Origin of the sequence: Thermococcus sp. 9N3 (assembly GCF_012027685.1) — an archaeon.
Classification (GTDB): domain Archaea; phylum Methanobacteriota_B; class Thermococci; order Thermococcales; family Thermococcaceae; genus Thermococcus; species Thermococcus nautili.
Map to the genome: position 1 here is coordinate 213,340 of NZ_SNUV01000002.1, position 25,941 is coordinate 239,280.

General features: G+C 53.7%; 27 protein-coding genes. 7 read left to right on the forward strand and 20 right to left on the reverse strand.

Going from position 1 to position 25,941, the window contains the following annotated elements; translation table 11 throughout:
• Positions 1 to 63 precede the first annotated feature (63 nt).
• The 4 genes from E3E30_RS08120 to E3E30_RS08135 all read left to right on the forward strand — a co-directional run bounded on the left by E3E30_RS08120 (position 64) and on the right by E3E30_RS08135 (position 4,574).
• A complete protein-coding gene (locus tag E3E30_RS08120; RefSeq protein ID WP_346765912.1) occupies positions 64 to 996 on the forward strand; it encodes an ABC transporter ATP-binding protein in 933 nt (310 codons plus the stop codon).
• Positions 993 to 1,997 carry an ABC transporter permease subunit gene (locus E3E30_RS08125; protein WP_167729183.1) on the forward strand — a complete coding sequence of 335 codons (1,005 nt, stop codon included), beginning with the start codon at positions 993 to 995 and terminating at the stop codon, positions 1,995 to 1,997. Before E3E30_RS08120 ends, E3E30_RS08125 begins: the two co-directional genes overlap by 4 nt.
• Entirely contained in the window at positions 1,997 to 3,922 is a 1,926-nt protein-coding gene (locus E3E30_RS08130) for an NEW3 domain-containing protein (protein ID WP_167729184.1), read from the forward strand. The genes E3E30_RS08125 and E3E30_RS08130 overlap by 1 nt, the downstream gene beginning before the upstream one ends.
• A gap of 94 nt (positions 3,923 to 4,016) precedes the next feature.
• Positions 4,017 to 4,574 carry a DUF308 domain-containing protein gene (locus E3E30_RS08135; RefSeq protein WP_167729185.1) on the forward strand — a complete coding sequence of 186 codons (558 nt, stop codon included), beginning with the start codon at positions 4,017 to 4,019 and terminating at the stop codon, positions 4,572 to 4,574.
• Here the strand turns inward: E3E30_RS08135 and E3E30_RS08140 are convergent.
• Entirely contained in the window at positions 4,571 to 6,343 is a 1,773-nt protein-coding gene (locus E3E30_RS08140; RefSeq protein WP_167729186.1) for a tRNA uridine(34) 5-carboxymethylaminomethyl modification radical SAM/GNAT enzyme Elp3, read from the reverse strand. The two genes, E3E30_RS08135 and E3E30_RS08140, sit on opposite strands and share 4 nt — an antisense overlap.
• Positions 6,344 to 6,439: 96 nt before the next feature.
• Between E3E30_RS08140 and E3E30_RS08145 the strand changes: the two genes are divergently transcribed.
• Complete coding sequence (locus E3E30_RS08145) at positions 6,440 to 7,192, forward strand: Nif3-like dinuclear metal center hexameric protein (RefSeq protein WP_167729384.1); 753 nt, start codon at positions 6,440 to 6,442, stop codon at positions 7,190 to 7,192.
• A 75-nt stretch (positions 7,193 to 7,267) separates the two neighbouring features.
• Entirely contained in the window at positions 7,268 to 7,732 is a 465-nt protein-coding gene (locus tag E3E30_RS08150; protein WP_042691157.1) for a hypothetical protein, read from the forward strand.
• On the opposite strand, the gene E3E30_RS08155 is transcribed toward E3E30_RS08150, so the two are convergent.
• From E3E30_RS08155 to E3E30_RS08245, 19 genes are all read right to left on the reverse strand, one after another.
• A complete protein-coding gene (locus tag E3E30_RS08155; protein WP_167729187.1) occupies positions 7,704 to 8,072 on the reverse strand; it encodes a hypothetical protein in 369 nt (122 codons plus the stop codon). The genes E3E30_RS08150 and E3E30_RS08155 overlap by 29 nt on opposite strands.
• A gap of 37 nt (positions 8,073 to 8,109) precedes the next feature.
• The gene (gene alaS, locus E3E30_RS08160; RefSeq protein ID WP_167729385.1) at positions 8,110 to 10,851 is read right to left on the reverse strand and encodes an alanine--tRNA ligase; all 2,742 of its coding nucleotides are present in this window, start codon (positions 10,849 to 10,851) and stop codon (positions 8,110 to 8,112) included.
• A 47-nt stretch (positions 10,852 to 10,898) separates the two neighbouring features.
• Positions 10,899 to 11,921, reverse strand: a complete 1,023-nt coding sequence (locus E3E30_RS08165) for a DUF5305 family protein (RefSeq protein ID WP_167729188.1) — start codon at positions 11,919 to 11,921, stop codon at positions 10,899 to 10,901.
• A complete protein-coding gene (locus E3E30_RS08170) occupies positions 11,902 to 12,816 on the reverse strand; it encodes a signal peptidase I (RefSeq protein WP_240922676.1) in 915 nt (304 codons plus the stop codon). Before E3E30_RS08170 ends, E3E30_RS08165 begins: the two co-directional genes overlap by 20 nt.
• Entirely contained in the window at positions 12,813 to 13,295 is a 483-nt protein-coding gene (locus tag E3E30_RS08175) for a hypothetical protein (RefSeq protein ID WP_167729190.1), read from the reverse strand. The genes E3E30_RS08170 and E3E30_RS08175 overlap by 4 nt, the downstream gene beginning before the upstream one ends.
• On the reverse strand, positions 13,292 to 13,552 hold the full coding sequence (locus tag E3E30_RS08180; protein WP_156927394.1) for a hypothetical protein: 261 nt from the start codon (positions 13,550 to 13,552) through the stop codon (positions 13,292 to 13,294). The genes E3E30_RS08175 and E3E30_RS08180 overlap by 4 nt, the downstream gene beginning before the upstream one ends.
• Entirely contained in the window at positions 13,549 to 14,307 is a 759-nt protein-coding gene (locus E3E30_RS08185; RefSeq protein ID WP_042691147.1) for a hypothetical protein, read from the reverse strand. Before E3E30_RS08185 ends, E3E30_RS08180 begins: the two co-directional genes overlap by 4 nt.
• Positions 14,308 to 14,341: 34 nt before the next feature.
• Positions 14,342 to 14,920: a SipW-dependent-type signal peptide-containing protein gene (locus E3E30_RS08190; protein WP_167729191.1), complete on the reverse strand. Its 579-nt coding sequence runs from the start codon at positions 14,918 to 14,920 to the stop codon at positions 14,342 to 14,344.
• A gap of 161 nt (positions 14,921 to 15,081) precedes the next feature.
• Positions 15,082 to 15,354, reverse strand: coding sequence for a winged helix-turn-helix domain-containing protein (locus E3E30_RS08195; RefSeq protein WP_042691143.1), 273 nt, complete (start codon positions 15,352 to 15,354; stop codon positions 15,082 to 15,084).
• Between the two features lie 282 nt (positions 15,355 to 15,636).
• Complete coding sequence (locus tag E3E30_RS08200) at positions 15,637 to 15,888, reverse strand: hypothetical protein (protein ID WP_042691141.1); 252 nt, start codon at positions 15,886 to 15,888, stop codon at positions 15,637 to 15,639.
• Positions 15,889 to 16,103: 215 nt separating this feature from the next.
• Positions 16,104 to 17,411, reverse strand: coding sequence for a histidine--tRNA ligase (gene hisS / locus E3E30_RS08205; protein ID WP_167729386.1), 1,308 nt, complete (start codon positions 17,409 to 17,411; stop codon positions 16,104 to 16,106).
• A gap of 64 nt (positions 17,412 to 17,475) precedes the next feature.
• Positions 17,476 to 18,090 (reverse strand): MarC family protein, encoded by a 615-nt coding sequence (locus E3E30_RS08210; RefSeq protein ID WP_167729192.1) that lies wholly within the window; start codon positions 18,088 to 18,090, stop codon positions 17,476 to 17,478.
• Between the two features lie 101 nt (positions 18,091 to 18,191).
• On the reverse strand, positions 18,192 to 18,947 hold the full coding sequence (locus tag E3E30_RS08215) for a hypothetical protein (RefSeq protein ID WP_167729193.1): 756 nt from the start codon (positions 18,945 to 18,947) through the stop codon (positions 18,192 to 18,194).
• Between the two features lie 4 nt (positions 18,948 to 18,951).
• Positions 18,952 to 20,418 (reverse strand): methyl-accepting chemotaxis protein, encoded by a 1,467-nt coding sequence (locus E3E30_RS08220; protein ID WP_167729194.1) that lies wholly within the window; start codon positions 20,416 to 20,418, stop codon positions 18,952 to 18,954.
• Positions 20,419 to 20,421: 3 nt separating this feature from the next.
• Positions 20,422 to 21,060 (reverse strand): DUF257 family protein, encoded by a 639-nt coding sequence (locus E3E30_RS08225; RefSeq protein ID WP_042691132.1) that lies wholly within the window; start codon positions 21,058 to 21,060, stop codon positions 20,422 to 20,424.
• Between the two features lie 265 nt (positions 21,061 to 21,325).
• A complete protein-coding gene (locus E3E30_RS08230; protein WP_167729195.1) occupies positions 21,326 to 21,769 on the reverse strand; it encodes an IS1 family transposase in 444 nt (147 codons plus the stop codon).
• Positions 21,770 to 22,031: 262 nt separating this feature from the next.
• A complete protein-coding gene (locus tag E3E30_RS11455; protein ID WP_346765916.1) occupies positions 22,032 to 22,196 on the reverse strand; it encodes a helix-turn-helix domain-containing protein in 165 nt (54 codons plus the stop codon).
• 362 nt (positions 22,197 to 22,558) lie between these two features.
• Complete coding sequence (locus E3E30_RS08240) at positions 22,559 to 23,704, reverse strand: cation:proton antiporter (RefSeq protein WP_167729197.1); 1,146 nt, start codon at positions 23,702 to 23,704, stop codon at positions 22,559 to 22,561.
• A 9-nt stretch (positions 23,705 to 23,713) separates the two neighbouring features.
• The gene (locus tag E3E30_RS08245) at positions 23,714 to 24,253 is read right to left on the reverse strand and encodes a CBS domain-containing protein (RefSeq protein WP_167729198.1); all 540 of its coding nucleotides are present in this window, start codon (positions 24,251 to 24,253) and stop codon (positions 23,714 to 23,716) included.
• A gap of 157 nt (positions 24,254 to 24,410) precedes the next feature.
• On the opposite strand from E3E30_RS08245, the gene E3E30_RS08250 reads away from it, so the two are divergent.
• Entirely contained in the window at positions 24,411 to 25,874 is a 1,464-nt protein-coding gene (locus E3E30_RS08250; RefSeq protein WP_167729199.1) for an NAD(P)/FAD-dependent oxidoreductase, read from the forward strand.
• The last annotated feature ends 67 nt before the right edge of the window (positions 25,875 to 25,941 follow it).

Consider the following 25,941-nt stretch of genomic DNA (forward strand, 5'->3'; position numbering starts at 1 on the left):
GCCTTACTCCTTGCAATTTTGATTGCAGAAAGGTTTATATGCTCCCAATTTTTTCTTCCAATGGTGGTCACTGTGTACGCTATAGAGACAGAAAACTTGACCAAAATTTATGATGGAACCGTTGCCGTTGACCACCTCAACCTCAAGGTCAAGAGGGGAACGGTTTATGGATTCCTAGGGCCGAATGGAGCAGGCAAAACCACCACAATACTAATGCTCCTAGGACTCGTTGAACCGACCGAGGGGACGGCGCGTGTTGCTGGAATCAACGTGATGGAAAAGCCCGTGGAGGTGAAAAAAATAACGGGCTTCATGCCGGCGGAGGGTGGCCTCTATCCCAACCTGAGCGCCCTCGACAACCTGCTCTACTTCGCTAAGTTCTACAGGATGTCAAGGAACGAGGCTGAGAAGAGGGCGAAGGAGCTGCTTGAGCTTGTTGGCCTTAGAGATGTCGCGGATAAGAAGGTTGAGGGATTCTCAACGGGGATGAAGCAGAGGCTTTTATTGGCCCAGGCCCTCCTCAACGACCCGGAGATACTCTTTCTGGACGAACCGACAAACGGTCTCGACCCAAGAGGAGCTGTCGAGCTTAGAGAGCTTGTGAGAGAACTGAAGAAGGATGGCAAAACGATATTCTTCTCAAGCCACATACTCGCGGAAGTTGAGGAAGTAAGCGATGAAATCGGCATAATCTCCCAGGGAAAGCTCCTCATAAGCGGAAGCCAAGAGGAAATAAAGAGGAAGTTCATGGAGGGAAGGTATCTGATAACCGTCGAAACAAAGGAACTGCTTGAAGTTGAGTCGCTCGACGTTGACGTTATCGAATGGAGAAAGGCCGGCGAGAGAACCCTAAGGGTTTACGCTAAGAAGGACGTCAGAGAGGAGCTGATTGAGGAGCTAAGGCAAAGAGGGTACACCGTTCTCGATGTCCACCTCCACGAGCCCAGTCTTGAGGAAATCTTTATGGAACTCGTCTACGGGAGGGGAGCGAAATGATTGGGGCGATAGCCGAGAAGGAGTTCAGGGACTACCTGACGAGCAGGCGCTTCCTCATAATCTTTGGGTTCCTCCTAACAACGCTGGTACTATCACTCCTCCAAACGAAACTCGGCATTGAAAGCTGGGGCTCCCCTGGAAGCGAGATGCCAAAGGTCTACGATATTATGTGGGGACTAAGCTTCTACCTGGGATTTATTGGAGCCATCTTCGCACTTTCTCTCGGCTTTGACGCAATCACGAGGGAGTACGAGGAGAGAACGCTCAAGGTCTTAATGGGACACCCCGTGTTCAGAGACCAAGTAATCCTAGGAAAGTTCTTAGGCGGAGCTATGGCGATTGGGTTGGCCGTCACAGTAACGGCACTTATAAGCACGGGAATGCTACTGTGGATTGGTATTACAATAGACGACTACACCCGTCTTGTGACGTACTTCCTCCTAGTTTACATTTATCTCATGGTTTTCTTCACGATGGCTGTGGCATTTTCGGCACACTCGAAGAACAGCGGAAATGCACTGATGTACTCTCTCGTAGTGTTCCTTGCCCTCATGACGATTCTAACCCCATTGGGGAGCATAATCGCCCACGAACTTGCAGGCCCCCAGCCTAAAATGTCAGACGAGCTGAAGGCCCTCCAGGAGAAAATGAGCATGGGAAACGCAACGATGGAAGACTACAACAAATACAGGATTTTAATGGAGGAGTACCACAACGAAACCGAGAAGTGGTACAAGAAATACTCAGAGATAAATGACTACTTCCAAGCACTCTCACCAGAGTATGAGTTCACCAAGATTTCCCAATACGTTCTAAACCCCTATGTAGGAAGCGACTCCAGCACTGTGGTTTACTACCCCGACCATAACGAAGAACAAAAGAAATACAGCCTGCTCAAAAGCATATCCTTTGTAAAAAAGGAGCTGATAGCACTGCTGGCTTATCTCCTTGTGTGGTTTGTGGTGGCGTATCTCGGCTTTGTAAGGGCGGAGATACGGTGATGACCATGAGAAAGGCCCTTGCGAGTTTCCTCCTTCTCCTTTTTATACCGGGAGCTCTCGCGGAGACCATTGGAATAACTATGAACATCGGGAAAACAATTAAAGTAAACGGGTCAAACATCACGCTTGTTGACATTTCTTCAACCGGAAGCATTGCCCTGAGAGTAAACGAAACACTCTACGTCCTAGATTTCGGAGATAGCGTGAAGGTTGGGAACCTGACGGTAATCGTTGGAAGCATTTTTCCAAACAGGCAACAGGCTAGGCTCTTCTTTATAGGGAAGAACATCAGCTTGCTCGGTGGAGAGCCGAAGGTAGAGCTCACGAGCATGGTAAGGAAAGTTCTGCTTTCCCCCAGGGAGAAAGTTGGACTGAGCATTGAGGTAAAGAACCTTGGTGAGGACTCCTACGTGCCCCTCTCAGTAAATGTACCCGAAGGATGGACTGGAAAACTGACCTTCGGTAACACAGAGGTTCTTGGTGTTTACCTAAGGCATGGAGAAAGCGTTGGGCTGACCCTCGAGCTCAAAGCCGGAAGCGAGCCCGGAACGTACAGAATTAAGGTCGGTGCTGGAGATTCAACCCTTGAGATAACTGCTGTTGTCACGGGAAACGCTTTGCAGGCCTATGTAGACTTCCCGGGGAAGGAAGCAACCGCAGGAAGCAATGTCAGCTTCACGCTACACCTATCCTCTGAGGCCCCCGTTGATGTCCCCCTCTCAGCCGATGCCCCAGTCGGCTGGAACGTGAAGTTCATCGCCCTTGGTTCTCCCGTTAGAATCGTCAGGGTAAGCGGCGAGAGAAGCATCGAAGTTCTTGTGGAAATTCCAAGCAATGCGAGCGTCGGAGCACACAGCGTAACAATCAATGCAGGAAACGAAAGTCTAAACCTGCTCGTCTACGTTACCGAAACGCACGCCGGAGAAAACGGAACCCTCTCTGTGAAGGTCATCGATGAAGAATCCGGAAACTACGTCGGCGGAGCGAAGGTCATTCTAACTGGAAACGGGGTCAACGAGTCAGCAACAACCCTGCCCGATGGAACCGCTGTCCTAAAGGCGCCCGAGGGAAATTACAAGCTGAGCGTCTCCAAAGAGGCTTACAAAAGCGTTGAGATGAGGGTAAAGCTGAAGGCAGGTGAGAAAACAAGTGTTACGGTAAACCTTGAGAAACTTCCCTACTACTTCGACGTTCTCGTTCCAGCGCCATCGGAGAGCCAGATTCTCGGGAAGAACTTCATCTACGAGGTCATAATCCAGAACCTCGGAAAAGAGGGCGACACTTATTCACTGAGCCTCACGATGCCAAAGAACTGGGGAGGGATGATAGTTGAAAGCCCAGACTCGAGAACGGGAATAAGCTCAACCTACGTTGAGAGCGGAGGAGAAAAGAGGCTCTATGTAATCCTGATTCCGCCCGACAACGCAGAACTCGGGAACTACACTGCCAACCTGACAGTTAAGTCCCTTGGAAGCGACGTTGCAAAGAGGGTAATACTGAGGGCGATGCTCATGGGGAGTTACGGAATGAGCGTAAGCCTTGAGAAATACAGCGTCGAGGTAAAGTCCGGAGAAGAGACTGAGCTGAGGGCGAAGGTTTACAACACGGGGACGAGCCCTCTGACGAATGTAAGGATTAAGGTTGATGCCCCTAAGGGATGGAGGGTTGAGGTCAGTCCAGATAGGGTGGCATCGCTAGGGAGAGACGGCGTCGCGACTTTCACCGTTAAGATAAACATCCCTAGTGACGTTGATGCCGGTGATTACTACGTGAAAATTACGGCCATGAGCGACCAGAAACAAAGCAGCGAGCAGGTTCGCATTACCGTAACCAAAGGCAGCGGGACGACCTACGCAGGCCTTGCGATGGTTTTCATAGCGGTTCTTCTGCTGGCGTTCATACTGAAGCGCTACGGCCGGCGCTGAGACCTTTATTTTTTGCAGATTTTAGTAACTTTCCCACAGAAAACTTTTTAAGCGATTAAAGTTACTTTTCGTGAAAAAACTTGGAGGTGGTAGAATGGAGTACGGTGAGCTCAAGAAGAACTGGGCCTGGCTGTTGGGCCTTGGAATAATCTTCGTAACCCTCGGATTCGCCGGCCTGCTCCTCCTGCCGCTGGTGACGATAACGAGCGTTGCCATCTTCGGAGCCTTCATGCTCGTCGCCGGAGCGCTCCAGATTGCGCAGGGAATAACGAAGGCCAAGGACTGGAAGAGCAGGGGCCTGCACATCCTCATGGGCGTTGTCTACGTCATCGGCGGTATAGCGACCCTTGAGAACCCCGTTCTCGCGACGACGATACTAACGCTCGTCCTCGGGTTCTCGCTGATTGCAATAGGCGCGATAAGGATTGGCGTTGCCTTCCAGAACAGAGATATAAGCCAGTGGGCGCTGATGACACTCTCGGGAGTCCTGACGATATTCCTCGGCGTCCTGATAGTGCTCCAGTGGCCCTGGTCGAGCCTCTGGGCGATTGGACTGTTCGTGTCCGTTGACCTCATAATGAGCGGTGCCAACTTCATAGCGATAGCGCTGGCGGCGAAGGCAGAAGGGGAGAAAAGCGGGGTTCCTGCTTAAGTGTTCAGGTGCGCGTCGAACTCCCCGCTCTTTTTATATTCGGCGTAGCCCCTATCGAGCCTCTTTGCAACGTAGGGGCCGTTCTTCCGGTAGCCGAACTTTCTGTAATACTCCCTGACGCCGACGCCGCTGATTACGAGCATCTTCTTGACGTCGAACTCCTCGCGGGCGATTCTTTCAGCCTCGGCCAGAAGCTCCCTTCCGTAACCCCTGTGTTGCCACTCGTACCTCGGTTTCCCACCAATAGGCACGAGCGGGCCGTAAACGTGGAGCTCCCTGACTATCGCCGAGGGACAGCAGTTTATCTCCTTCCTGTGGGCCTTTTCGCTCGGAATTCTGAGGCGGAGGAAGCCTATCAGTATGTCGTTCTTGGTATCTTCAAAGCTCAGGAAAATCTCCCTTCCGCCAGATGCCTCGTAGTCCTCGCGGAGGAGCTTTATGTGCTCGACCTCCGGCTGGATTCCAAACTTCTCCATCATGTGGCCGACTTCCCTAAAGCGAATCTCCCTCGGCCTTATGCCCCTCTTGATAAGCTCGTTGAAGACGAGCTGACCGAGGTTCGAGTGCTTGACGCCGTCAACGATGAGCTGAACGGGAATGTCGCGCTGGATTCTCATTACCCTAACCCACTTCGGGAAGAGCTTGTAGGCCTCGACGAGGAGTTCAACGGCCTCCTCTGTGCGGTAGGGACGGTATTTACCTTCCTTCCACCAGCGGTAGAGGGGGGCGTCCTTGGTTACGAGCGTCGGGTAAACCTTGAGCATGTCGGGCCTGAAGCGAGAATCCTCGAAAATCGTCCTGAAGGTGTAAAGGTCGCGTTCAAAGTTGCTTCCCGGCAAACCAGGCATTATGTGGTAGTTGATTTTCAAGCCAGCGTCGCGGAGAAGCTGGGTGGCCTTTACTATCTCCTCGACGCCGTGACCGCGCTTGGTCCTCTCGTGGATGAAGTTGAAGACCGTCTGAACGCCCAGCTCAACGCGCGTCGTTCCGAGCTTGAGCATCCTGTCAATCTGCCTCTCGAAGGCCCAGTCGGGCCTTGTCTCTATCGTAAGGCCAACCATCCTCACCTTTGCTTTCTCGTTCTTCCTCTGTTCGTCTTCAAGGTAATAGTAGGGTTTGGAGTGGGTTTTGAGCCACGCCTCGCGGAACTTCGGGTCCTCCTCAAAAACGGACTCGTCCTTCTTCACTATCAGCCTAATCAGCTTCTCCTCGAGGTTCTCTACATCTTTGAAGTGCGGGAAGTCGTTCATAGCCTTAAAGGCGCACTTGATGAACCACTCCTGGTAGTCCAGGTCAACCGCCGGAAAGGTCCCGCCCTGGATTATGACCTCGACCTTGTCAACGTCGTGGCCTATGTCGGTGAGCTGTTTGAGGCGACGCATCATGATGATGTAAGGATGGTAAGCGCTCTGAATCGCCCTCAAAGCGGAAGGCTCCCTTCCCGTGTAGCTCTGGGGCGAACCGACGCTCGGCCCACCGGGACAGTATATACACCTGCCATGGGGGCAGGGAAAGGGCTTCGTCATCATGGCAACGACCGCGACGCCACTTATCGTCCTCGTTGGCTTTCTCTTCAGCAAGTCCCTGAACTCATCGCGCCTCTCCTCCGGAATGGCCTTCAGAATGTCGGAATTGCCGGGAATCTTCGAGAGATGATACTTCCTGGCTATCTTAATCTTCCAGCGGTTGAGCTCGTCCCTGCTCTTAATCTCGCCCTCCATCACGAGTCTCGCAAGCTCTCTAACTGCCTCCTGGAATCTCTCTTCCATAGCGACACCTCTCGCTCGATGTAGGGCGGGGTTTTAAAAGGGTTTGTGGGACATATTCAGTTACTGAATAATTCACCAAGTGAATAGGTGATAGCCATGAACCGCGACGAGCTGGTCGCTTTCCTCAACGAATACCTTCAGGTTTCGGCTTATCCCGACAAGTCGAGCAACGGCCTCCAAGTGGAGGGAAAGACTGAGGTTGAGAGGGTGGCGTTTGCCGTTGATACGACGCTCAGAACAATCGAGAGGGCCGCTAAAGGAAAGGCCGACATGCTGATAGTGCATCACGGAATGATTTGGGGAGGCCTTAACTATATAACAGGTATCCACTACAAAAGGCTGAAGGCGCTAATTAAGAACGGCCTGAACCTTTACGTTGCCCATCTACCCCTCGATGCTCACCCGGAAGTCGGCAACAACGTCGGCCTGCTCAAACTTCTAGGTCTGGAGCCCATAGGGCCCTTCGGCGAGTACAGGGGACTGAGCATAGGCTTCTACGGCGAGTTTGAAAAACCACAGCCTATTGAGAAGGTGGCGCAGGTTATAGCTGAAAAGCTCGACACGACCGTCAAAACCTACGAGTTCGGGAAGAGGGAAGTTAAAACCGTCGGCGCGATAAGCGGGGCCGGAGCCTTTGCACTGGAGGAGGCTTACCGGAAAAGGATAGACCTTTTAATCACCGGCGAATTCGGCCACGCGGACTATCTGACGGCCCTCGACCTGCCCCAGAGCGTTTTGGTTGCAGGGCATTACAAGACCGAGACTCTCGGCGTTAAGGCCCTGATGGAGCTCGTTAGGGAGCGCTTTGGGCTGAGCGTCTTCTTCATAGACGAACCAACGGGCCTTTAATTTCGTTTTTTCGGCGTAACCACCTACACAAAAGCGTTAATAACCGGCCGAAACAAAGTTTCTTGGGTGACAGGGATGAACAAGGCCCTCGCTATCATGGCGATTATCACGATTGCACTCGTCGCGTACGCATTTGAGACAGCCCAGCTGCCGCCAGCGACCATTGAATACAAAGAAGTGTTCTATATAGACAACCAGAGCATCACATTTATCACAAAAGACGGCTATGGACTCTTCACAATGCACATAAAGCCCAAGATAAGCTCCTTCGAGCTGACGATACAGTTCCCGGAGGGAACGAGCTACCTCGTCCGCTACGGAGACAGGGACTACCGGGGAACGGATACGTTCAAGATTACCGTTGACAAGGACAGCGTTCCCGCCGAGGTGTACGTTCAGTTCCAGCTCCCGGAGGAGCTCACGCGGAGGATAATCTACGAAGGCGAGAGCCCCGAGATAAAGGTTATCGGCGAAAAGGCCCCGTTCTGGCATGCCGAAGACGTCATTTACATCAAGTACCGGAAGGAAGAGAAGTCCTGAGCTCCGAGAGAACCTTTTCTTCTCCCATTATCCTGACAGAAATGCCGAGTTCTTCTGCGTATTTGAGAACCCAGCCGGGACTAGCTCTGAAAGGTGTTACCACCCACAGCTCGGGGAAGCCGGCGCGGTGGGCCTTGACAACGTCGTAGAGAACCCTCTGAGGAAACCACTTGAAAGATGCCTCAAGCTCTATCGCGAGGAGCCTTCTCTCGCCATCGAGGATTGCAACGTCTATCCTCGTGCCGTCCCTGGTTCTGTATTCTGGAACGGCTTTGAAGCCGAGCTCGTCGGCGAGCGTGACTATCTGGCGGGTTAGGGTTTTGACCTTGATTGGGGACACCTCAAGGGATTGAATCAAGGGAGGAGAAAAGAAAAGCTCAGCCAAGCCTCTTCTTGACCTCCTCTATCGCCTCCTCTGCCTTCAGCGGGTTCTTTATCCTGCCCTGCGCGAGTTCTTTCCTTCCACCACCGCCACCGCCGGCGACGGAGGTTATTACTTTCGCCAGCTCTCCCGCTTTAAGGTCGAGGCCATCGCCGACTGCAACAACGAAGTGGCCCTCCCTGCTGATGAGGACAATGACGCGCTTCTCCTTCCTGAGCCTGTTGGCCGCTTCGCGGAGGTCGTCCATCGTGCCCTCAACGACCGCGCCGATGAACTCTACCTCACCTACCTTCTCAACCTTGTTCTCCAGCTCGTAGACGAGGAGCTTGGCAAGCTCTTTCCTGAGCTTCTCGACCTCCTTCCTGGCCTCCTTCCACTCGTTGAAGAACCTCTCGGCTGTCTCCGGTACCTTCTCCGGCGGGACGCGGAAGATTTCAGCGGTCTTCTTGAGCAACTTCTCGGTCTCCTGCATCCAGTCTATCGCGGCCTCTCCAGCGGCGAAGATTATCCTCTCAACGCCGTCCTGGATTCTCTCAGTTCTAAGAATCTTAATCGGACCTATTAAGCCCGTGTTCGGCAGGTGAGTTCCACCGCAGGCCTGGACGTCCCAGTCCTCTATCTTGAGCACCCTGATGACCCTTCCCGGAACGACTCCACCCTGGTAAAGGCGGAAGCCGTACTTCATCTCGGCCTCGGTTCTCGGAAGCCACTCCCAGGTCACCTTCCTGTTCTCCATGACGACGCGGTTTGCCAGGCGCTCTATCTCCCTGAGCTCCTCCTCGGTTATGCGCTTGTAGTGGGAGATGTCCAGCCTCGCCCAGTCGGTGTGGAGCTGACTTCCAGCTTGCCAGACGTGCTTTCCTAAGACCCTGACGAGCGCGCCCATGAGGACGTGCGTTCCCGTGTGGTGGCGCATGTGCTGGATTCTCCTGTCCCAGTCGAGCTTTCCGTGAACCTTAACGCCCGGCTTGAAGAGCTCCGGTTTATCAACGCGGTGGAGGATTACCTTCCCGACCTTCTGGACGTTCGTGACCTTGACTTCCTCCCCGTTAACCTCGAGCGTTCCGGTGTCGTAGGGCTGACCACCGCCTTCGGGATAGAAGGCCGTCTGATTGAGCACGACCCAGTCGTCTATGACCTTAACGACTTCCGCATCGAACTCCTTCATGAAGGGGTCCTCGTAGTAGAGCGTCCTCGTGTCGGGCAGGTCTTTAACGAGCTCGAAGTCCACCACGTACTCAGCGGCGGTCTTCTTCTCGGTCTTCTCGGCCTGTTTCGCAACGAGCGTGTAGAAGTTGTCAGGAATCTCGACCTTTATACCTTCCTTCTGCGCCACTTCTGCCACTATCTCCGGCGTTAGACCGTGGCTCTCGTAGAAGAGAATGAGCTTTTCGAGCGGGAGCTCGTTGATGCCCTTCTTCTTGAGCTTGGCTATCTCGCGCTTCACCAGGTCGCTTCCCCTCTTGAGGGTCTCGTGGTAGCGCTTCTCCTCGACGTTAATTATGTCGAGGATAACGTCCTCCATCTCCTTGAACTCGGGGAACGTCGGTGAGAGCTCCTTTATGTGCATGGCGACGATTTCAGCGAGCGGAACTTCGAGGCCAAGCTCCCTCAGATGTCTTATGCTCTTCCTGATGAGGAGCCTCGCCAGGTAGCCGGCCTTGACGTTGGACGGGATTACACCGTCGGCGAGCATGAAGGTTAGGGCCTTCGTGTGGTCCGCTATCGCGTAGATTAGCTCGTAGGGCCTAACGGCCTTCTCAAGCTCCTCGACGGTTATTCCAACGCGCTTGGCAACCTGCTCCCTCAAATACCTCAGGTCGCCCATGTCCTCGATGTCGAACATTCCGGCGAGGCGAGAGTTCTCCATCAAAATGCGCTCGTCTATCTTTTCAACGCCGGCCATCTTCTTGAGCGGTTCGATGACGTAGCCAAGAACGGCGTCGTAAGCTGTAGGCGTGCCGTGGCTCATCCAGACGAGCCTCTCAAGGCCGTAGCCGGTGTCAACAACGCGGGTCTCCATCGGGACGTAGTAGTCGCCCTTTATCTCGACCACCTGGCTCGGGTCGGCGTTTTCGGGGGCCTTCTTGTACTGCATGAAGACGAGCGTTGCCACTTCCAGACCGCGGTAGAGGACCTCAAACGCCGGTCCGGCGTTTCCCCCGCCGGCCCAGGGATTTTCCTTGAAGGTTATGTCCTCGGGCTTCATTTTGAGTTCCTTGGTGAAGAACTCGAAGGCGAGCTCAACGGTCTCGTCCATCCAGTAAATCGGCTTGCCCGGGTAGTTGAAGGCGTGGTGGGCCATCATCTCGAAAATCGTGAAGTGCCTGCCGGTTATTCCGACGTTGTCGATATCTGTAAAGCGAATCGAGGGCTGGCTTATCGTGAGCGGGTTCGCCGGCGGGTCGGCCTCACCGCTGATGACCCAAGGCTGAAAGTCCATGATTGAAGCGCCGACGAGGAGGACATCATCCCTCCAGCGCGGAAGAACCGGGTAGCGCTTGACCCTTCCGTGGCCGTGCTTCTCGAAGAAGCTCAGGAACTTCTCACGCATCTCGTCGAGGGTGTACTTCTTCGGTATGCCGGGCTTTCCTATGAACTGGTACTCGTCACAGGGCGGGTCGCCGCAGGTTTCCCTGTCCGGGTCGAGCGTCCAGAAGTATTTGCCGCACTTGGGGCACCGCTTCCTTATCCAGCCTTCCTCTTTAAACATTCTCGTGGTCATGTCCATGCTCATAATTCTCACCTGGGGGTAACTGAAAGGGGATGTAAAAAAGGCTTTCGTTAGGATTTCGGAGAGAAGATGTAGAGAACTCCCCCGTCAACGAAGAAGTAAAGTCCCCTTTCCGGGTCGTGGATTACCCTCTTCCCGTGGTCAATGGCCGTTTCAACGAGGTCTCCAAGGCTTGGGAACTCCACCTTGGGCGGGGAGTGGACGTAGCTCTCCGGGAGCTTTCCAGTGCTTATCCACTTGCCGTACCGCCTGAGCTCCGCCATGGCCCTGACCCTTTCCACCACCTCCGGGGAGGGGTTGAAGCGGAACCTCAATACAAGCGCCACAATGGCCAGGGCGAGGGCCAGGACAGAGCCCCCGAGGAGCAGTGTGCGCTTTACGCGGTTGACCGGCCTCGTGAAGGTTACGGTTTCAGTGTACGTGCCCGTGCCGTTGACGGCGTCACCGGTGAAGGTGTAGACCGAGCCGTAGGACACCTTAACGTTTCCGTTCAGGGAACCGCTTCCCGAAACAGGCTTTCCTTCGACGGTTCCCGAGTAGGAGAAGTCCCCCTTCACCTCGATACCGCTCTCAAAGCGGGGCAACTTCAGGAAGGCCACATCGGCCTCAATCCTTGAAACGACATCGGAGACGTTGACCGGAATTGAAAGGACAACTCCGTTACGTCCCGATGCCGAAGAGGCGTTGTACACCTTCTCAAACAGCCTTTCGCCGTTGTAGGAGACGTAATAGAGAACCTTCATGTGGGCGGTGACGTTGACGTCGGCGGATTTGGCGTAGATTTTCCATGTTAGCGTAGGCTCAAGCACGGGGGTAACGTCAAGGGGGTAGATTGGAAGGCTAACCCTCTCCCCCGAAGACCAGATGGGGTTCTCCTTTGCAACGACGGCGGAAGCGTTGAGGACACCGCCCCAGCGGTAGAGGGGCTTGGAGACCTTTGAGGTTTCCCGGACGACGGCAGGGGTCACCGTGTAGGCGTACGCCAGCGCCCCCGAGATTAGCAGGGAAACGAGGAGAACGGCCAGCCAGTTCCGTCTAATTTTAAGGAGGACTTCAAATAAAGCGGGTTCCATGCCTTTTCACCTCCACGTTCGGGAACCTGGACGTCCAGAGGGGATACAGCATGAGAGTTGAGAGCAGAGCTAGGAGAAGAGCGAGCGACCGGGGAAAAAGAGGCATCCCGGAGAGAAGGACAAGCCACTGAACCGGGAGAACGGCGTTCACTGCGGATGTGTAGTTGCAGGCGCAGGAGTCGCCGGGGTTGAGGTAAACGTATCCAGGAACTCCCCCGGAGATTAGGAGCACCGGCAGTTTTCCGCCGTTGGCAAACCCATCCCTGGCCGAATCAAGCCGGGGAGTTAGTAAGACAGTGAAAAACAGCAGAAAACCGATGAAGATGGAGAGCGCCTTCTTGGGGAAAACAAGACGGGAATACCTTGAGCTAATTAGCTGGAGGCGTTCTTTCCTCCGCGCCACTACTGGACGCTCAGAGAGCTCTCGAAGCGTAGACACGAGTATGTAAATTCCCGGGAGCAAAATGAAGAGCACGTAAACAGCCAGGAGCACCCTTCTATCCGGATTGTGCCTCGTCATGTAGCCAAGATAAGGAAGGACGATGGTGACCTTCCCGACGACGTTCTGGGCGGGAACCGGCGCGGGGTCATTTTCCTCGTTGTTGTCCCCCTTGGTGACGAAGTATAAACCGGTTGCGTTCCTGATTATGCCAACGACCCTATGGGTGTACAGTGTATTGCGCGCCTCTTCTCCCTTAGCCCACGCCGGATGGAAGGCCACCACGTCCCCGATTTGAACACCGGAGGCGTTCACCGGCTCGATTAAGACCATGTCACCGGGGTTAAAGTAGGGCTCCATGCTCCCGCTTAGAACCACGAGTGGCGTTAGCGTCCTGAGCCTTGGAAAGGTCAGCAGGAGCACGAGGATGACCGCGAATGAGAGAAGCCTTCTCATCGCCGACACCACCTTGGAACGATTGACAGAGGGTACTCTCTACCATCAATGTAGAACACCAAGTACATGGCATGCCTATTTCCGCGGGAATTCGTCTTGTAGAGGATTAAGGAAACGTTGTGAACCCCAGGGGATAGAGTAGCGTTCAGAGGCAGGTACAGACCGGCCCCGGCATTAAAGCTTGAATTGTCAACAATCACACCGCCCAAAACCCATCCCCTGCTATCGAAATAGATTCCATCAAGCGTGGAGTTGCCGGTGGTATTAACGATGATGCCCCTGAGGATGTAGTAGCCGCAGGAGCAGGGGCAGTGGCAGTGAACGAGAGTAAGGTTTTCACAGCTGATTTGAACCGAAGTCTGCTCCATTTGAAGCGACAGCCTTATTGAAGCGGAATCCGAGAAGTAAGCAAACGAGCCGAAGTACGAGTAGACGAAAATTGAAACGACCACGAGCCATGCCAAGAGAGCCCTCATCATTTCATCACCAGCTCGGAGATTACGTAGACGGCCATGCTCAGGAACACCACGGCGAGGCCAACCCTCGCGAGGAACGAAATCGTTCCAAGGGCCATCGTCATCTCGGCCGGGGAAGCACTAACGTTCTGGGTCACGTTATCAAAGACACTTGAAGCCTGAGGTTCAGTGTTGCCTACCTCATACATGGCAAGGAGGTAGAGGGTGAACGTAACTGCAACAAAGAAAAAGATGGCGTAGAGGACCCGCATGGGGCTCACGGCTCCGACTGCAATAACCTCACGTGGACGGTCATTATACAGACGTCGCCCTGCCAGTAGTTCTGGCTGGAGTCTAGCATTTTTCCTTCTGGGCCATCAAAGGAAAGCTGAGTGTTGGGCTCGTCCAAGTACTGGATACTGCTAGTGTCTAACGTCCCGTAGAGAGGCTCCGGACCTGGCAATCCCACGAATCTCATTCTGGCCAAGTCCGCAAGGGTAATTTCCTGTCCGGGACTGAACTCACTTTTGAGTTCTGGAGCAAGATATTCATATCCAGTTTCAGTGAGTTTTTTGTCATAGATAAGGCGAATAGTCTGACTATCCGTGTATTCCATAGTGTTCAATGTTATCTCACTCAGCATCAGATAAGCGCTCTCGTTTGTCTGCAGGGTATCTGATTCAGGACCCGGCTGAAGTCCATTTGTGTAATTACCATCGTTGTCTTCATAGCACTCAAATGTGAACCATATCTCAACTGTAGTATTAGGATAGGTACCATTGTTGAAGATATGAATTGCCCTATCGCCCTCACTATACCCTCCGTTCACCCCGGGTACCCTGCCGGGGGCTATGTAAAAGTAACCCCACTGAGCGTTAGCATCGCTAGTATGGTCTGTAAGCACAAGGTCAAGAGTATCAGCAGTTACATAGTCTCCGGCACTGACCTCAAGGTCGCTGAAGTAGGCCCATGTGCCGTAACCCACGGCCAATACAACGATTCCAGCCAAGAAAAAGGCAAAGAAGGCACTGCGCATCCCTGCTCACCCCAGTAAAAAGGTTAAGGGGGAATCACCCCTGCACCTGCTTAAGGTACAGGTGGACATCGAAGGTAAGCTTATCACCCTGGATGTCGTTTCCAGCGTCTTCGTAGTCAATAGAAGCCTCAACAGTTATCTTTCCGGTCTTTCCGCCATCGAGAGGACCGAGGTCAAGCATATTTCCGGGGTCGTCATAAGTCCAGTCCTTGAGATAACCTTCCCAAACGAGTTCATCGTTGTAGTAAATCTTGACGTATATAACATCCGCAAGGGTCTGCCCGCCGTTGGTCTCTGACTCCGGGTTGATGTTCTCATCGAGGGAGTAGTTCAGGTATAGATAGACTTCACCGGGCAGTCCGCCCTCGTTCATGACGTAAACGTCATCGCTACCACTCCAACCGGGATAAACCTTTCCAAAAGTAATGTTCGATGGAACGTCAATTCCATCGTACCAGGTGCTGTTATCCGGGCTGACTTTAAGGTTAAGGATGTCCGCCGTTATGTAGTTCCCCGTGCTTGACTCCGTGTCGTCGAAGTACGCCCAGGTTCCTGCTCCAAGTCCAAACAATACAACACCAACAACCAACAGGGCTAGGATTCCGCTCTTCATTCCATGCACCTCCGGGCAATATGCCCGTACTGTATGTTATTTTTCAGGTTTATAAGCTCCGAGAAAATGAGTTTAGAACAGAACGTTCTGACATGAAATCCGTAACTTTGTTACGGAAAAGAAAACGAAAGGACCCCAGAGTTCAGAGACATTGGAAGAAATCAAAAGCCATCGAAGGAATCAAAATCACCTAGTTCACGGTAAATCGTTGAGAAACTGCGTAAAAACGTTCTTCCCTTGTCCGTGACCCTGTATATCCGCCGGTTACCTTCTATGGCCTCAATAAGGTACCCCTTTCGGAGGAGGTACCGTATGTAGTTCGTGGCCAGCTTGAAGTTCAGATTCGCTCGGTAAACTATCTGGGTCTTCGTCGCACCCTTACCGTTGGCTGACTCTAGGATATCAGCAATAATTTCAACTCTCGAACGCCTCATGCCCCAACCCCCAACAGGAAAGATTGCAAACCGTATTTTAGAGAACAGATTGTAGCACAACCTGGTTATACCAAACAGAGTAACGTCGAAGTTCTATTTAAACTTTGCGGGTTATATAATGCCCAAAATTTTCAATAGTAATTTGGATAATCTTCAACATTCGGAGTAGGGACAACCCGAGCTCAGCTAGTTACATTGGGAACAACACAATTAAATACTAAGGAACATGGCAAAACCACAATGATACACAAATACATACAAGAATACAAGACTACATCCGAATCACTCATCATCTGGAAGGAAGATTATGGGGAACTTCATTTTCTTCAGCAGTTCGACCATGCGCTGGTAAGTCTTCTTCTGCATCTCAAGCTTGTGCCTTAGGCTCGCGTTCTCGATGGCAAGCCTGTTGGCTTCATCAACCTTGAGCTTCAACTGCATCCTCAGCTCTATTATCTCCTCCTCAAGCTCGCGAATCGAGCGCTCAAGCCTCTCAATCTCCTCTATGTACTCACGGCAGAGGCGCCTCTTCATGCCGGTCAGCCCCGCGAAACGTCGTCACCAATCAGGGGGCTCCAGACTCATCATCCCTACGGCACAAAGGGTTTTAACGGTTGCCTCTTATAAACTCTGGTGGTCGAGATGTGCGGGTTTCTGAGGAGGGCACTCCAGAAGTGGCGCGCCCGCTGTCCCTTCGTCCGAAGGCTTGAGGAGTGGAGAATGAGGAGGAAGGCAAAAGAATTCAAGCTCTAAAGCCCCAGCGCTCCCACGAGCTCCTTCACAACGTCTTCCTTCTTCACGACCCTCTGCTCGCCAGTTTCCATATCCCTTATCGTGACGTTGCCGTTCTCGAGGTCCCTCTTCCCGATGAGGACGACATAGGGGACGTTAAGCCTGCCAGCGTAGTCGAGGGCCTTTCTCAGCTTCCTTCCGGTCAGCTCGACGTCGGCCTTAACGCCCGCCCTTCTGAGGGCAGATACCACCTCGACGGCCGTCTTCCTGAGCTCGACTTCCTTGCCAATGGGAATCACGTAAACGTCGGGCCTGAGCTTGACTTCCGGAATCAGACCCTTCCACTCAAGGAGTGGAATGAGCCTCTCCACTCCAATCGCGAAGCCCGTCGCCGGGGTCGGCTTTCCGCCAAAGACCTCGATGAGGTTGTCGTAACGACCGCCGCCGCCAATCGAGCCGATTCCGAGGTCGTTCGGCGCTATCGCCTCAAAAACCACGCTCGTGTAGTAGTCGAAGCCCCTCGCTATTCCGAGGTCAATTCTAATCCACTTCGAGACCCCGTAGGCGTCGAGCAAATCAACGAGCTCATAGAGGCGCCTTATCTCGGCCTTAGCTTCCTCACTCGTGAACAGCTCCTCAGCCTTCGGGAGAACCTCGTTCGGTTCGCCCTTGATTTCAATCAGCGAAAGAACCTTCTCAACGCCCTCCTCGCTCAGCCCGAAGTCCCTCAAAGCCTTGACGAACTCCTCTTTGGTAAGCTTGTCCTTCTTGTCTATGAGCCTCATGAGCCCGATGTCGTCTTTGACGCCGAGCATCCTGGCGAACTCGTCGAGCAGAACCCTGTCGCCGATGTTGACGGTGAAGTCCTCAAGGCCCGTGGCGAGGTAGCTCTCGGTGAAGAGCGCTATAACCTCCGCATCGGCCTCAACCTTATCGCTCCCGATGAGCTCAACCCCTGCCTGCCAGAACTCGCGGTAACGACCGCTCTGGGGTTCCTCGTAGCGGAACATGTTGGCCATGTAGTACCATTTGATTGGCTTCGGGGCCGTCTGGAAGGCCGAAACGTAGAGCCTCGCGACGCTCGACGTCATGTCCGGGCGGAGCGAGATGTCCCTTCCTCCCTTGTCGAGGAAGGCGTAGAGCTGTTTTACGACTTCTTCACCGCTCCTGAGTTTGAAGAGCTCGGTGTACTCGAAGGTTGGAGTTAGAACCTCGTGGAAGTTGTAGCGCTCGAAGACCTCGCGAATCCTCTCGAAGACCCATCTCCTCTTCGCCATCTCCTCGGGCAGGAAATCTCTCGTCCCTTTAACGCGCTCAACCTTCATTCCTCTCACCTTTTCGGAAGAGAGGAGGGAGAAGTTAAAAGGTTATCCCGGCCGGTTTTGACGTTTATCCAGCCGAGGTCATGAGGAGGTATATCCCGACGACGCCCTCGACCATCATCTGGGCGCCGATGGCCATTATGAAGAGACCGATTATCCTGATTGTGACGCTCAGGAAGGTCTTGTTGACGGACTTCATCATGTAGAGCGCCACGAACATCGAGAGCGCAACGACTGCAATCGCTATAGCCGTCGCTGAAAGGGAGACGAGGTAGCCGTACTCGGCGGTGAGGGTTATTACCGCGGTTATAGCGGCGGGGCCAGCTATGAGGGGCATCGCGACCGGGACTGCCGCCAAGGCGAGTATATCGCGCTCCCTCTTGAGGGTGAACATTCCACCGCCTTCCAAAGCCTCAAGACCGATTTTGAAGAGAACGAAGCCGCCGGCAACTTTCAGGGCGTTTATGTTGATGTGGAAAATCTCCTGAAGGATTATCTGACCCGCCACCGCGAAGCTCGCCAGGAGAATGAAGCCTATCAGGTTGGCCCTCACGATTAAGGCTTTGATGTCGTCAATCTGAAAGTCCTCGCGCAGGAAGCTGACGAGGAGTATCTTGTCGCTCGGGTCAATCATGATGAGCATCAGCAGCGCCGAACTCAGTATCGTTGACAGCTCGCTCATACCGAAAGCTGGGGAAAGCAATTTAAAAAGCTATGCCAACTCTGGATGGCGATGACGAGACCGGCACTGGCTGAGTCGTGATGAACACTCGGTTGGCGGAGCTAGTTGAGCCTCTCGAAGTGGAGCAGGTGAACCTTGCCATTCCTCGTTGAGAGCCGGAACTCGTAGGTCGTCGGCTCGAAGCTCGGGCTCGGTGTTTTGAGTATGAGCATTCTCTCAACGAGCGTATCTTCCCTTATGCTGGACCTGAAGGCGACCATCGTGTCTGAAATGCTCGAAACCCACGCAACGAGGCGCTCGGAGACAACGTCCGTGTTGAGGAGGAGTATCGTTGAAATTCTCCTGCTGACGGACTCCCTTGCGAGGAAGGCCACCTCCGAGTTGAGGAGCCTGAGCGTCGGCCGCTCACCAAACATTATAACCGCTCCGTCGAGGGTGTAGATTAGCTTGATTATACCCCTGCCCCCCGAGATGGGGTATATAACGTCCCGGTAGACCTTCTCTATCTTGGGCGTCAGCGTGTCCTCGCTAGGGTTGTCCACCTTGATAACGTACGAATCAGCGGGGGGAATGCCGTACCTGGAACCAAAGATGTCAACGATTCTTAGAGAATCCTTCTTGGCGAGCTTTGGGATGTTTAAACCCACAAAGGAAGCCCTGGAGACGAGCCTTGGGACGGGAAGGGAATAATTGTGGATAACACCAAAGAAGCCCTCATCGAGGAGGGCCCTGAAAACCTCAAAGCCGAGTACCCAGCCTAGGGAATAGGCGTCGTAGAGTATGGACATCACGGAGCCGTTCTCCATGCTTCCTCCAATGAGCTCGTTTATCACGTTGACACCAACAACGCGCTCCATGTTCTCAGGCCTCCACCCTTATGAAGTCCACGGCACCCCTGAGCTCGCCGACTATCTTCCTCAGGTCAAGGATGTTCCTCCTGACCTCCTCAAGGGCGGAGGCCTGCTCCTGGGCGCTCGCGCTGACCTGCTGGGCGCTGGCTGTGGTTTCTTCGGCGCTCGCGGCGAGGTTCTCAAGGGCCTTCTTGGCCTCGTCAACCTCCTCGCTCGTCCGCTCTATCTCGGACTTGAGCTCGGAGAAGCGCTCCTCAACATCCCTCAGGAGCTCGCCGATGTTAACGAGGTATCCAACGGTCTCCCTCAGGAAGTCCACCGACTCGTCTATAACCCTGGAGCCGTTTCTAGTCTCGACGACCGCGTTCTCCACCTTGTCCTGAATCTCGTTGACGATGCTCTTTATCCTCTCCGCTGCCTGCTTGCTCTCCTCGGCGAGCTTCCTAATCTCATCTGCAACGACCGCAAATCCCTTTCCGAGCTCTCCTGCCCGGGCCGCTTCCACCGCCGCGTTGAGCGCCAGGAGGTTGGTTTGCTCAGCTATTGCGCTGATTGCATTTATTATCTCGTCAATCCGCCTGCTCCTGTCGGCGACCTCTGAAACGGCCTCGCTTATGGAGCGCATAGAGCTCTGAATCTGCTCAATCTGGGATATCGCCCTGTCCCCCTTCTCTTCACCTTCCCTCGCTATGCTGAGAACTTCGCTGACGACACCGCTGAACTCCTCAACGGCATCCAGGGTCTTCCGGGTCAGGTCAGCCGTTAGATTGACGCTGTCCATCACCATGGTTATGCTCTCCTGCTGTCTCTGGGCCTCGACGCTTACCTGGCTTATCGCCTCGGCGACCTGGTTTACAGCTTCGCTTATCTCCGCAGTAATGCGGGTGAGCTCGTCAGCGCGGTTTTCAAGGGTCGTGGCGAGTTCCTTAACAGTCACCATCAGGTTCTTCAGGTTTCCTATCGCGGAGCGCATTGAGTTGAGAATCTCCTCGAAATCTCCCTTGGCATGGGCGGTCAGCTCCTCCGAAATGTCACCCTCAGCAAGCTTCTCCATTCTCTCCGCGATGAGCTCAAGCGTCTCAAGGACGTCGGTTGAGATGACTCTAAAAGCGTCAAGAAGCCGGCCTATCTCGTCCCTCTCGTGGTAGCGGATTCTCTCTATCATCCTCTCAGCCTCTTTGAGCCGGCCCTCTGAGATTGCACCGGCGACGCGCGTCACCTCGACGACCGGTTCGAGGGCAGAACCCATCAACCTGTAGGCGATTCCTCCCGAGACGAGGGCGGTAAGGGCCATTATCCCCACGCTCATCCAGAGAACCTGCTCGTGGGAGCTGAGGGCGGACTGCACAGAAGCCCCCGACGAGGACAGGGACTTCGTAAGCTCCCTCATGGCGAACTGCTGGGTGAGGATTGCACTCACAAGCACGAGGACGAGGGGAAGGGCAATGGAGAGGAGGAGCTTCCGCCGGAAGTTCATTGCTCACACCTCCCCGCTTATTCCCCTAAGTCTCGGGAAGACACTCTTTCTCACGGTAAACGTCTCACCCCCGCCCCTGAGCTGGAGAACCATGGGGAACATCACCCTCAGAAGGGGCAGGGCCTCGGAGGATGCCCGCTCAACGGCCTCGACGTTGACGAAGACCACGTTGATAACGTCCTTGTTCTGGATTATCTGCCTGCCGATGTCGTGTATCTGCTCAATCAGCTCCTTCCTGTCGAAGAGGTTCATGACCATCTCGATGCCGAGCTGTACGTTGAGCTGAACCCTGCCAGCCCTGCTCTCGACTATCTTTGATAGTGCATCCTCGTAGCGGGTCTTGTAAACAGGATATGGCGATATTGGCACCTTGTAGAGGACGTTTCCGACGTTTATCTTGCCCCCGACCTTGATTACTGAGATGTTGCCGATGAAGTCAACGTCCAAGCCGAGAAGCTCTGCCTGATAGAGGTAAACCGGCAATGCATCAACGAAGTCGGTGACAACAACGTCCATAGAGCCGTCGTAGCGGTCCATGGTCTCCTTCAGGAACTTAACGAAGGCGTACCCCACGATGTCCTCGGAGGTGTGCTCAACAAGGGCACTCGTCCTTCGGGTCATCACTATCTCCGCTATTCCCACGTCACATCACCCTCCCCTCTTGATGGTTTTGAGTAGGATGTAACATTTTTAAGCATTTTTGCATATTTTTGTTATAAAAATTATCCAAATATCGTCAAAATAGGCTAAAAATTTTACAATATGGAACAAATGGAAAATACTGCCAAAATATGTTTAAGAGTTCGAGGATAAACCCACAAAACGTCGAAGTTTTAACCATCATGGACAGAAGCAAGGTACATGCACGGCACAAAAATGAATTTCAAAGGAAGCTCAACAAAATTTGTTATTTAAGGTAACACTCTGTTCCCAAAGTAACACCCAACGAAACCAATAAGTCCCTGAAAAAAGTTTCATGTTGCCTCACCCGCTTTACCAGTCTAATCACAGTAGAATAAGAACGCCCCGTCACTCTGGCTATTATCTTCGGCTCCATTCCAAGACATAAAAAGAGATACGCAACTACTAGGGCAAAACGAATGTCATGGAGTCCCTTTAATGGAGTCCCCTCCAATTCGGTGAAGGTTCTACCGCAGACCCTGCACCTGAACCGCTGAACTCTTAGACCGTTCGCTTTGATGACTCCCCCTATTCTTACCAGGGACGTTGAGCCGCAGTCCGGACATCTCGGCGGGGCTATAGCCGATGCCTTCATTACAATTATCTCCTCTGGTGTAGCAAGGATTCGCCTCAGCGCCCTTAACACCTCTCCCCCTCTCACGCTCTCCACCAAGCCGAGCTTAAGTTTACATTTTTTAGGTTTTATTGCAATTTTTTGGAACATTTAAATAACAAAATCTCGAATTAAGTGCCCCAATTTCTTTATTAACAAAACGAAACGAACGCAAATTCAAAAAATGTGGGGAATTCAACGTTCAAACCAAGCGTAGAACTCAACAACAAGAGCTGAAAGAACAGGAAACCATGGACATATAAAAGTCGAAACAGGGAATAAATAAAGTGGAACACTAAACAGTATTTCTTCAGGAAGTTCAGATGTGAGCCTCCAGTAACACGTCCAGCAGCCGCTCCATGAAACCCCTGTGTTCAAGCACTCGCCTTGACAGCCGCCTCACAGTTGGATACGGAATCCCGAGGAGCCTAGCTATACTAGACTCGCTGAGACCTGCCCTGAGGCGCAGGTAAGCGACCGCCACTAGGGCCTTGGGGTCGTGGACGCCCTTGAAAGGAGTACCCTCGAGTTCAGTGAACGTCCTGCCACAGCACCTGCACTGGAAGCGCTGGACTCTAAAGCTTCCCCTGCCAACGTAGCCTATCCTAACCACTTCCCTCGAACCGCAGGTCGGACACGCGAGGCCGAAGCCGCACCCTTCTGATTGCCTCAAGTATTCCCCTCTCTGAAGTTCTCATGATGAGTGAGAGCTCACCAACGAGTCTCGCCTCCATAACATCACCCCCCGATAACTGAGTTATTGAACAAGAATTTATAAAGGTTTGTAACCAACACGGAGCTTCAACGGTCAAAACGTAACATAAATGACCAATGTCATAGAAAGAATCAGCGGCCTGCCGAGAAAACCACCTTAAGCAGCGGCGGCGTCACGAGGGTCGTCACAAGAACCATCGCTATAGCTATGGAAAAGCTTCCCGGGGTCAGAACGCCCTCGGCGAGGCCGATGTTGGCCATTATGAGACCCACCTCCATCCTCGGAATCATTCCAACGCCTATCTGAAGTGCCTCAAGCTTTCTGAAGCCGGTAAGGAGCGCACCGGCGCCGCAGCCGAGAACCTTTCCGATTACCGCCAGGAGGGAATAGAGGAGCGTGAAGGAACCCGCCACGAGGAGAACCCTAACGTCCGTCTCGGCCCCAACGCCGACGAGAAAGACGGGGATAAAGAGCGAGTAGCCGAGGGTTATCATCTTGTCGGTTATCTTCTTCGCGTCCTCGCTCCCGGCAACGAGAACGCCCGCTAAATAAGAGCCTGTTATGGCCGCTATCTCAAAGCGCTCCGCGAGGTAGGCGAAGAGGAGCATTATAACTATCGCGATGCTCGTCACGGTCTCGGGAAGGTTTATCCTGTGGGACGAGCGGAGGACTCCCTTTATCACCCCCCTGCCGAGGAGATAGCTAAGCAGGAAGAACGCCGAGATCTCGGCGAGGATAACCCCAACGTCAAGGGGAGAAACCGTTCCCTTCGTGCTCATGGCGACGAGAATAGTCAGAATGATTATGCCCAGGACGTCGTCAACGACGGCCGCCGCTAAAATCGTCGAGCCGACCTTTGAACGGAGACGCTTCATCTCAAGGAGCACGTTGGCGGTCAAGCTGACGCTCGTGGCCGTCATCACGCCCCCCAGGAAGAGGGCCTCCATCTTGGGATAGCCCCACTCGACCGCGAGGGCGTAGCCGAAGACGAAGGGAACGATTACACCGAGGGAAGCAATCACGAAGGAAGGAAGCCCAACGCGCTTGAACTCCTCGATGTCGGTCTCAAGCCCGGCCAAGAATAGGAGCATCACCACGCCGATGTCCGAGATTAACCTTATCCCCTCCCCGTAGGTCACCAAATCGAGGAAGCTGACTCCAATGAGGATTCCTCCAATTATCTGGCCCATCGCCGATGGAAGGCCCACCCTGGAACTCAGATAGCCGGACAGCTTTGCGGTTACGAGGATTAAAGCGAGCTCCAGGAAGGGGTCCATTCTAACACCTCACAGCGAAACGAGTCTTATAAGTCGTATTATGTCCTTGACCTCAAGTAATCCGACGACGCGGTTCTCATCGTCAACGACGGGGAGGTGGTGCTTTCCGCTCTCGAGCATGACCTCTATAGCGTGGCCAAGCGTGTCGCCGGAGCGAACAGTTATCGGCCTCGTCACCATGACGTCCCCGACGCTCGTGGCCCTGTTGATGGAGTAGCGCTTGAGGAGCGAGAGGCCAACGACGGAGTGATGCCTCGGCGGGGCGAAGAGGTGGAGTATGTCCTTCATGGTAACGAAGCCGACGAGCCTTCCCGAATCGTCCACGACGACGGCAGAGCTCTCCTCGTCGCGAAGAAGGGAGATTAGAGCCGCCAGAGAATCCGTCGGTTTAACCCTGACAAAATCGCGGTCCATGACTATATCAACGGGAACCTTACCGATGTAGCGGATGTTGTGGCTGAGCTCCTCCTTGCGCTTGAGCTTGAGGAGCTTCTTCTTCGTGTGGAGAACCCTAGCCTTTTTGGCCTTAACCCTCAGCGGACGCTCCATGCTATCACGTTCCAATGAGTTCTCGCAGGGGGTATTAAATGCTTCGGTTATTGTTTGACAGATAAAAGTCAAAAAATTAACAAAAATAGGGATTAATTAACCAAAAACTTGCCAAAAACTTTTTAAGGGGGAACCCATAGAACTCGGCAAGGGAAATATGGTTTCCGGAAACGGAGGCGAAAGGTTCTACGACGTTGTTATTATCGGAGCCGGCCCGGCCGGGCTTTTCGCGGCCTACGAGCTGGCCGAAAAGAGCGACCTGAGCGTTCTCGTCATTGACGAAGGTGGCGACGTCAAGCAGAGAGTTTGCCCCATGTTCGAGCTGGGCTACTGCATAGAGTGCAAGCCCTGCCACATAATGAGCGGCGTTGGAGGAGCCGGCGGATTAAGCGACGGCACGATAAACCTCCGCCCGGACATCGGAGGCGATTTAAGCGAGCTGACCAACGACGAGAACTACGCCTGGCAACTCGTCTGGGAGGTCGACCAGATTTTTCTGAAACATAAAGCCCCGAGGAACCTCTACAAGGGCGACCCCGAGCAGGTTAGATACTGGGAGCAAAAGGCGGCGCAGGCCGGCGTCAAGTTCATCCCGATAATCCAGAGGCACATAGGCTCGGACAGGACGCCCGACGTCATAGACGACATCAAGCGGCACCTCGAGAGCAAAGGTGTGAAGTTCCTCCTCTGGACGAAAGCCCTGGAGTTCGGGAAGGGCTGGGTGAAGGTAAGGCGCGGAAAAGACGTCTTCGAGATTAAGGCGAAGTACATCATCGTCGCCCCCGGCAGGGGTGGGGCGGACTGGTTCCACGAGGTGGCTCAGAAGATAGGCCTCAAGGCCCGTCACGGTCCGATTGACGTTGGCGTCCGCGTCGAGGTTCCTGCGATAGTCATGGAGCCCATAACGAGCATAAACCACGACCCCAAGTTCCACATATACACCGACACCTACGACGACTTCGTCAGAACCTTCTGCACCAACCCGAACGGCTTCGTCGTCGAGGAGCGCTACGACGGCTACGTCGGTGTAAACGGCCACTCGATGCACGAGAAGAAGAGCAACAACACCAACTTCGCCTTCCTGAGCAGGATAGAGCTCACCGAGCCGGTTGAGGACACGACGGCCTACGGCAAGAGCATAGCGCAGTTAGCTACCACGATAGGCGGTGGAAAGCCCCTCATTCAGCGCCTCGGGGATTTAAGGAGGGGAAGGAGGAGCACGTGGGCGAGGATAAGGAGGAGCGACGTCGAGCCGACGCTGAAGAACGTAACGCCCGGCGACATAGCGATGGCTTTACCGCACCGCGTTGTGACGAACATCATAGAGGGCCTTGAGAAGCTCGACAGGGTTCTGCCCGGCGTTGCCAGCGACCACACGCTCCTCTACGCGCCGGAAATCAAGTACTACGCCATGAAGGTCGAGGTCGACGAGAACCTTGAGACCAGCATCGAGGGAATCTTCGCCGCTGGCGACGGAGCCGGTTTGAGCAGGGACATCGTCAACGCGGCCGCTACCGGACTTCTGGCGGCGAGGGGGATACTCAAGAAAGAAGGGTTATACACGGAGAAAGACTTCAGGAAGCCTGGCAACTGGAAGGAGAGAATAGAGGCCCTTAGCTAACTTCCCCCCTTCTTTGAAGTTTGAAAAGGTATTTATGCACCAAGCACTAATTCAAAACGGTGAAGGT

Coding starts and splice junctions, on each gene's coding strand:
- E3E30_RS08125 (WP_167729183.1), top strand. CDS start 993: ATGATTGGGGCGATAGCCGAGAAGGAGTTCAGGGACTACCTGACGAGC.
- E3E30_RS08130 (WP_167729184.1), top strand. CDS start 1,997: ATGACCATGAGAAAGGCCCTTGCGAGTTTCCTCCTTCTCCTTTTTATA.
- E3E30_RS08135 (WP_167729185.1), top strand. CDS start 4,017: ATGGAGTACGGTGAGCTCAAGAAGAACTGGGCCTGGCTGTTGGGCCTT.
- E3E30_RS08140 (WP_167729186.1), bottom strand. CDS start 6,343: ATGGAAGAGAGATTCCAGGAGGCAGTTAGAGAGCTTGCGAGACTCGTG.
- E3E30_RS08145 (WP_167729384.1), top strand. CDS start 6,440: ATGAACCGCGACGAGCTGGTCGCTTTCCTCAACGAATACCTTCAGGTT.
- E3E30_RS08150 (WP_042691157.1), top strand. CDS start 7,268: ATGAACAAGGCCCTCGCTATCATGGCGATTATCACGATTGCACTCGTC.
- alaS (WP_167729385.1), bottom strand. CDS start 10,851: ATGAGCATGGACATGACCACGAGAATGTTTAAAGAGGAAGGCTGGATA.
- E3E30_RS08165 (WP_167729188.1), bottom strand. CDS start 11,921: ATGGAACCCGCTTTATTTGAAGTCCTCCTTAAAATTAGACGGAACTGG.
- E3E30_RS08170 (WP_240922676.1), bottom strand. CDS start 12,816: ATGAGAAGGCTTCTCTCATTCGCGGTCATCCTCGTGCTCCTGCTGACC.
- E3E30_RS08175 (WP_167729190.1), bottom strand. CDS start 13,295: ATGATGAGGGCTCTCTTGGCATGGCTCGTGGTCGTTTCAATTTTCGTC.
- E3E30_RS08185 (WP_042691147.1), bottom strand. CDS start 14,307: ATGCGCAGTGCCTTCTTTGCCTTTTTCTTGGCTGGAATCGTTGTATTG.
- E3E30_RS08190 (WP_167729191.1), bottom strand. CDS start 14,920: ATGAAGAGCGGAATCCTAGCCCTGTTGGTTGTTGGTGTTGTATTGTTT.
- E3E30_RS08195 (WP_042691143.1), bottom strand. CDS start 15,354: ATGAGGCGTTCGAGAGTTGAAATTATTGCTGATATCCTAGAGTCAGCC.
- E3E30_RS08200 (WP_042691141.1), bottom strand. CDS start 15,888: ATGAAGAGGCGCCTCTGCCGTGAGTACATAGAGGAGATTGAGAGGCTT.
- hisS (WP_167729386.1), bottom strand. CDS start 17,411: ATGAAGGTTGAGCGCGTTAAAGGGACGAGAGATTTCCTGCCCGAGGAG.
- E3E30_RS08210 (WP_167729192.1), bottom strand. CDS start 18,090: ATGAGCGAGCTGTCAACGATACTGAGTTCGGCGCTGCTGATGCTCATC.
- E3E30_RS08215 (WP_167729193.1), bottom strand. CDS start 18,947: ATGGAGCGCGTTGTTGGTGTCAACGTGATAAACGAGCTCATTGGAGGA.
- E3E30_RS08220 (WP_167729194.1), bottom strand. CDS start 20,418: ATGAACTTCCGGCGGAAGCTCCTCCTCTCCATTGCCCTTCCCCTCGTC.
- E3E30_RS08240 (WP_167729197.1), bottom strand. CDS start 23,704: ATGGACCCCTTCCTGGAGCTCGCTTTAATCCTCGTAACCGCAAAGCTG.
- E3E30_RS08245 (WP_167729198.1), bottom strand. CDS start 24,253: ATGGAGCGTCCGCTGAGGGTTAAGGCCAAAAAGGCTAGGGTTCTCCAC.
- E3E30_RS08250 (WP_167729199.1), top strand. CDS start 24,411: ATGGTTTCCGGAAACGGAGGCGAAAGGTTCTACGACGTTGTTATTATC.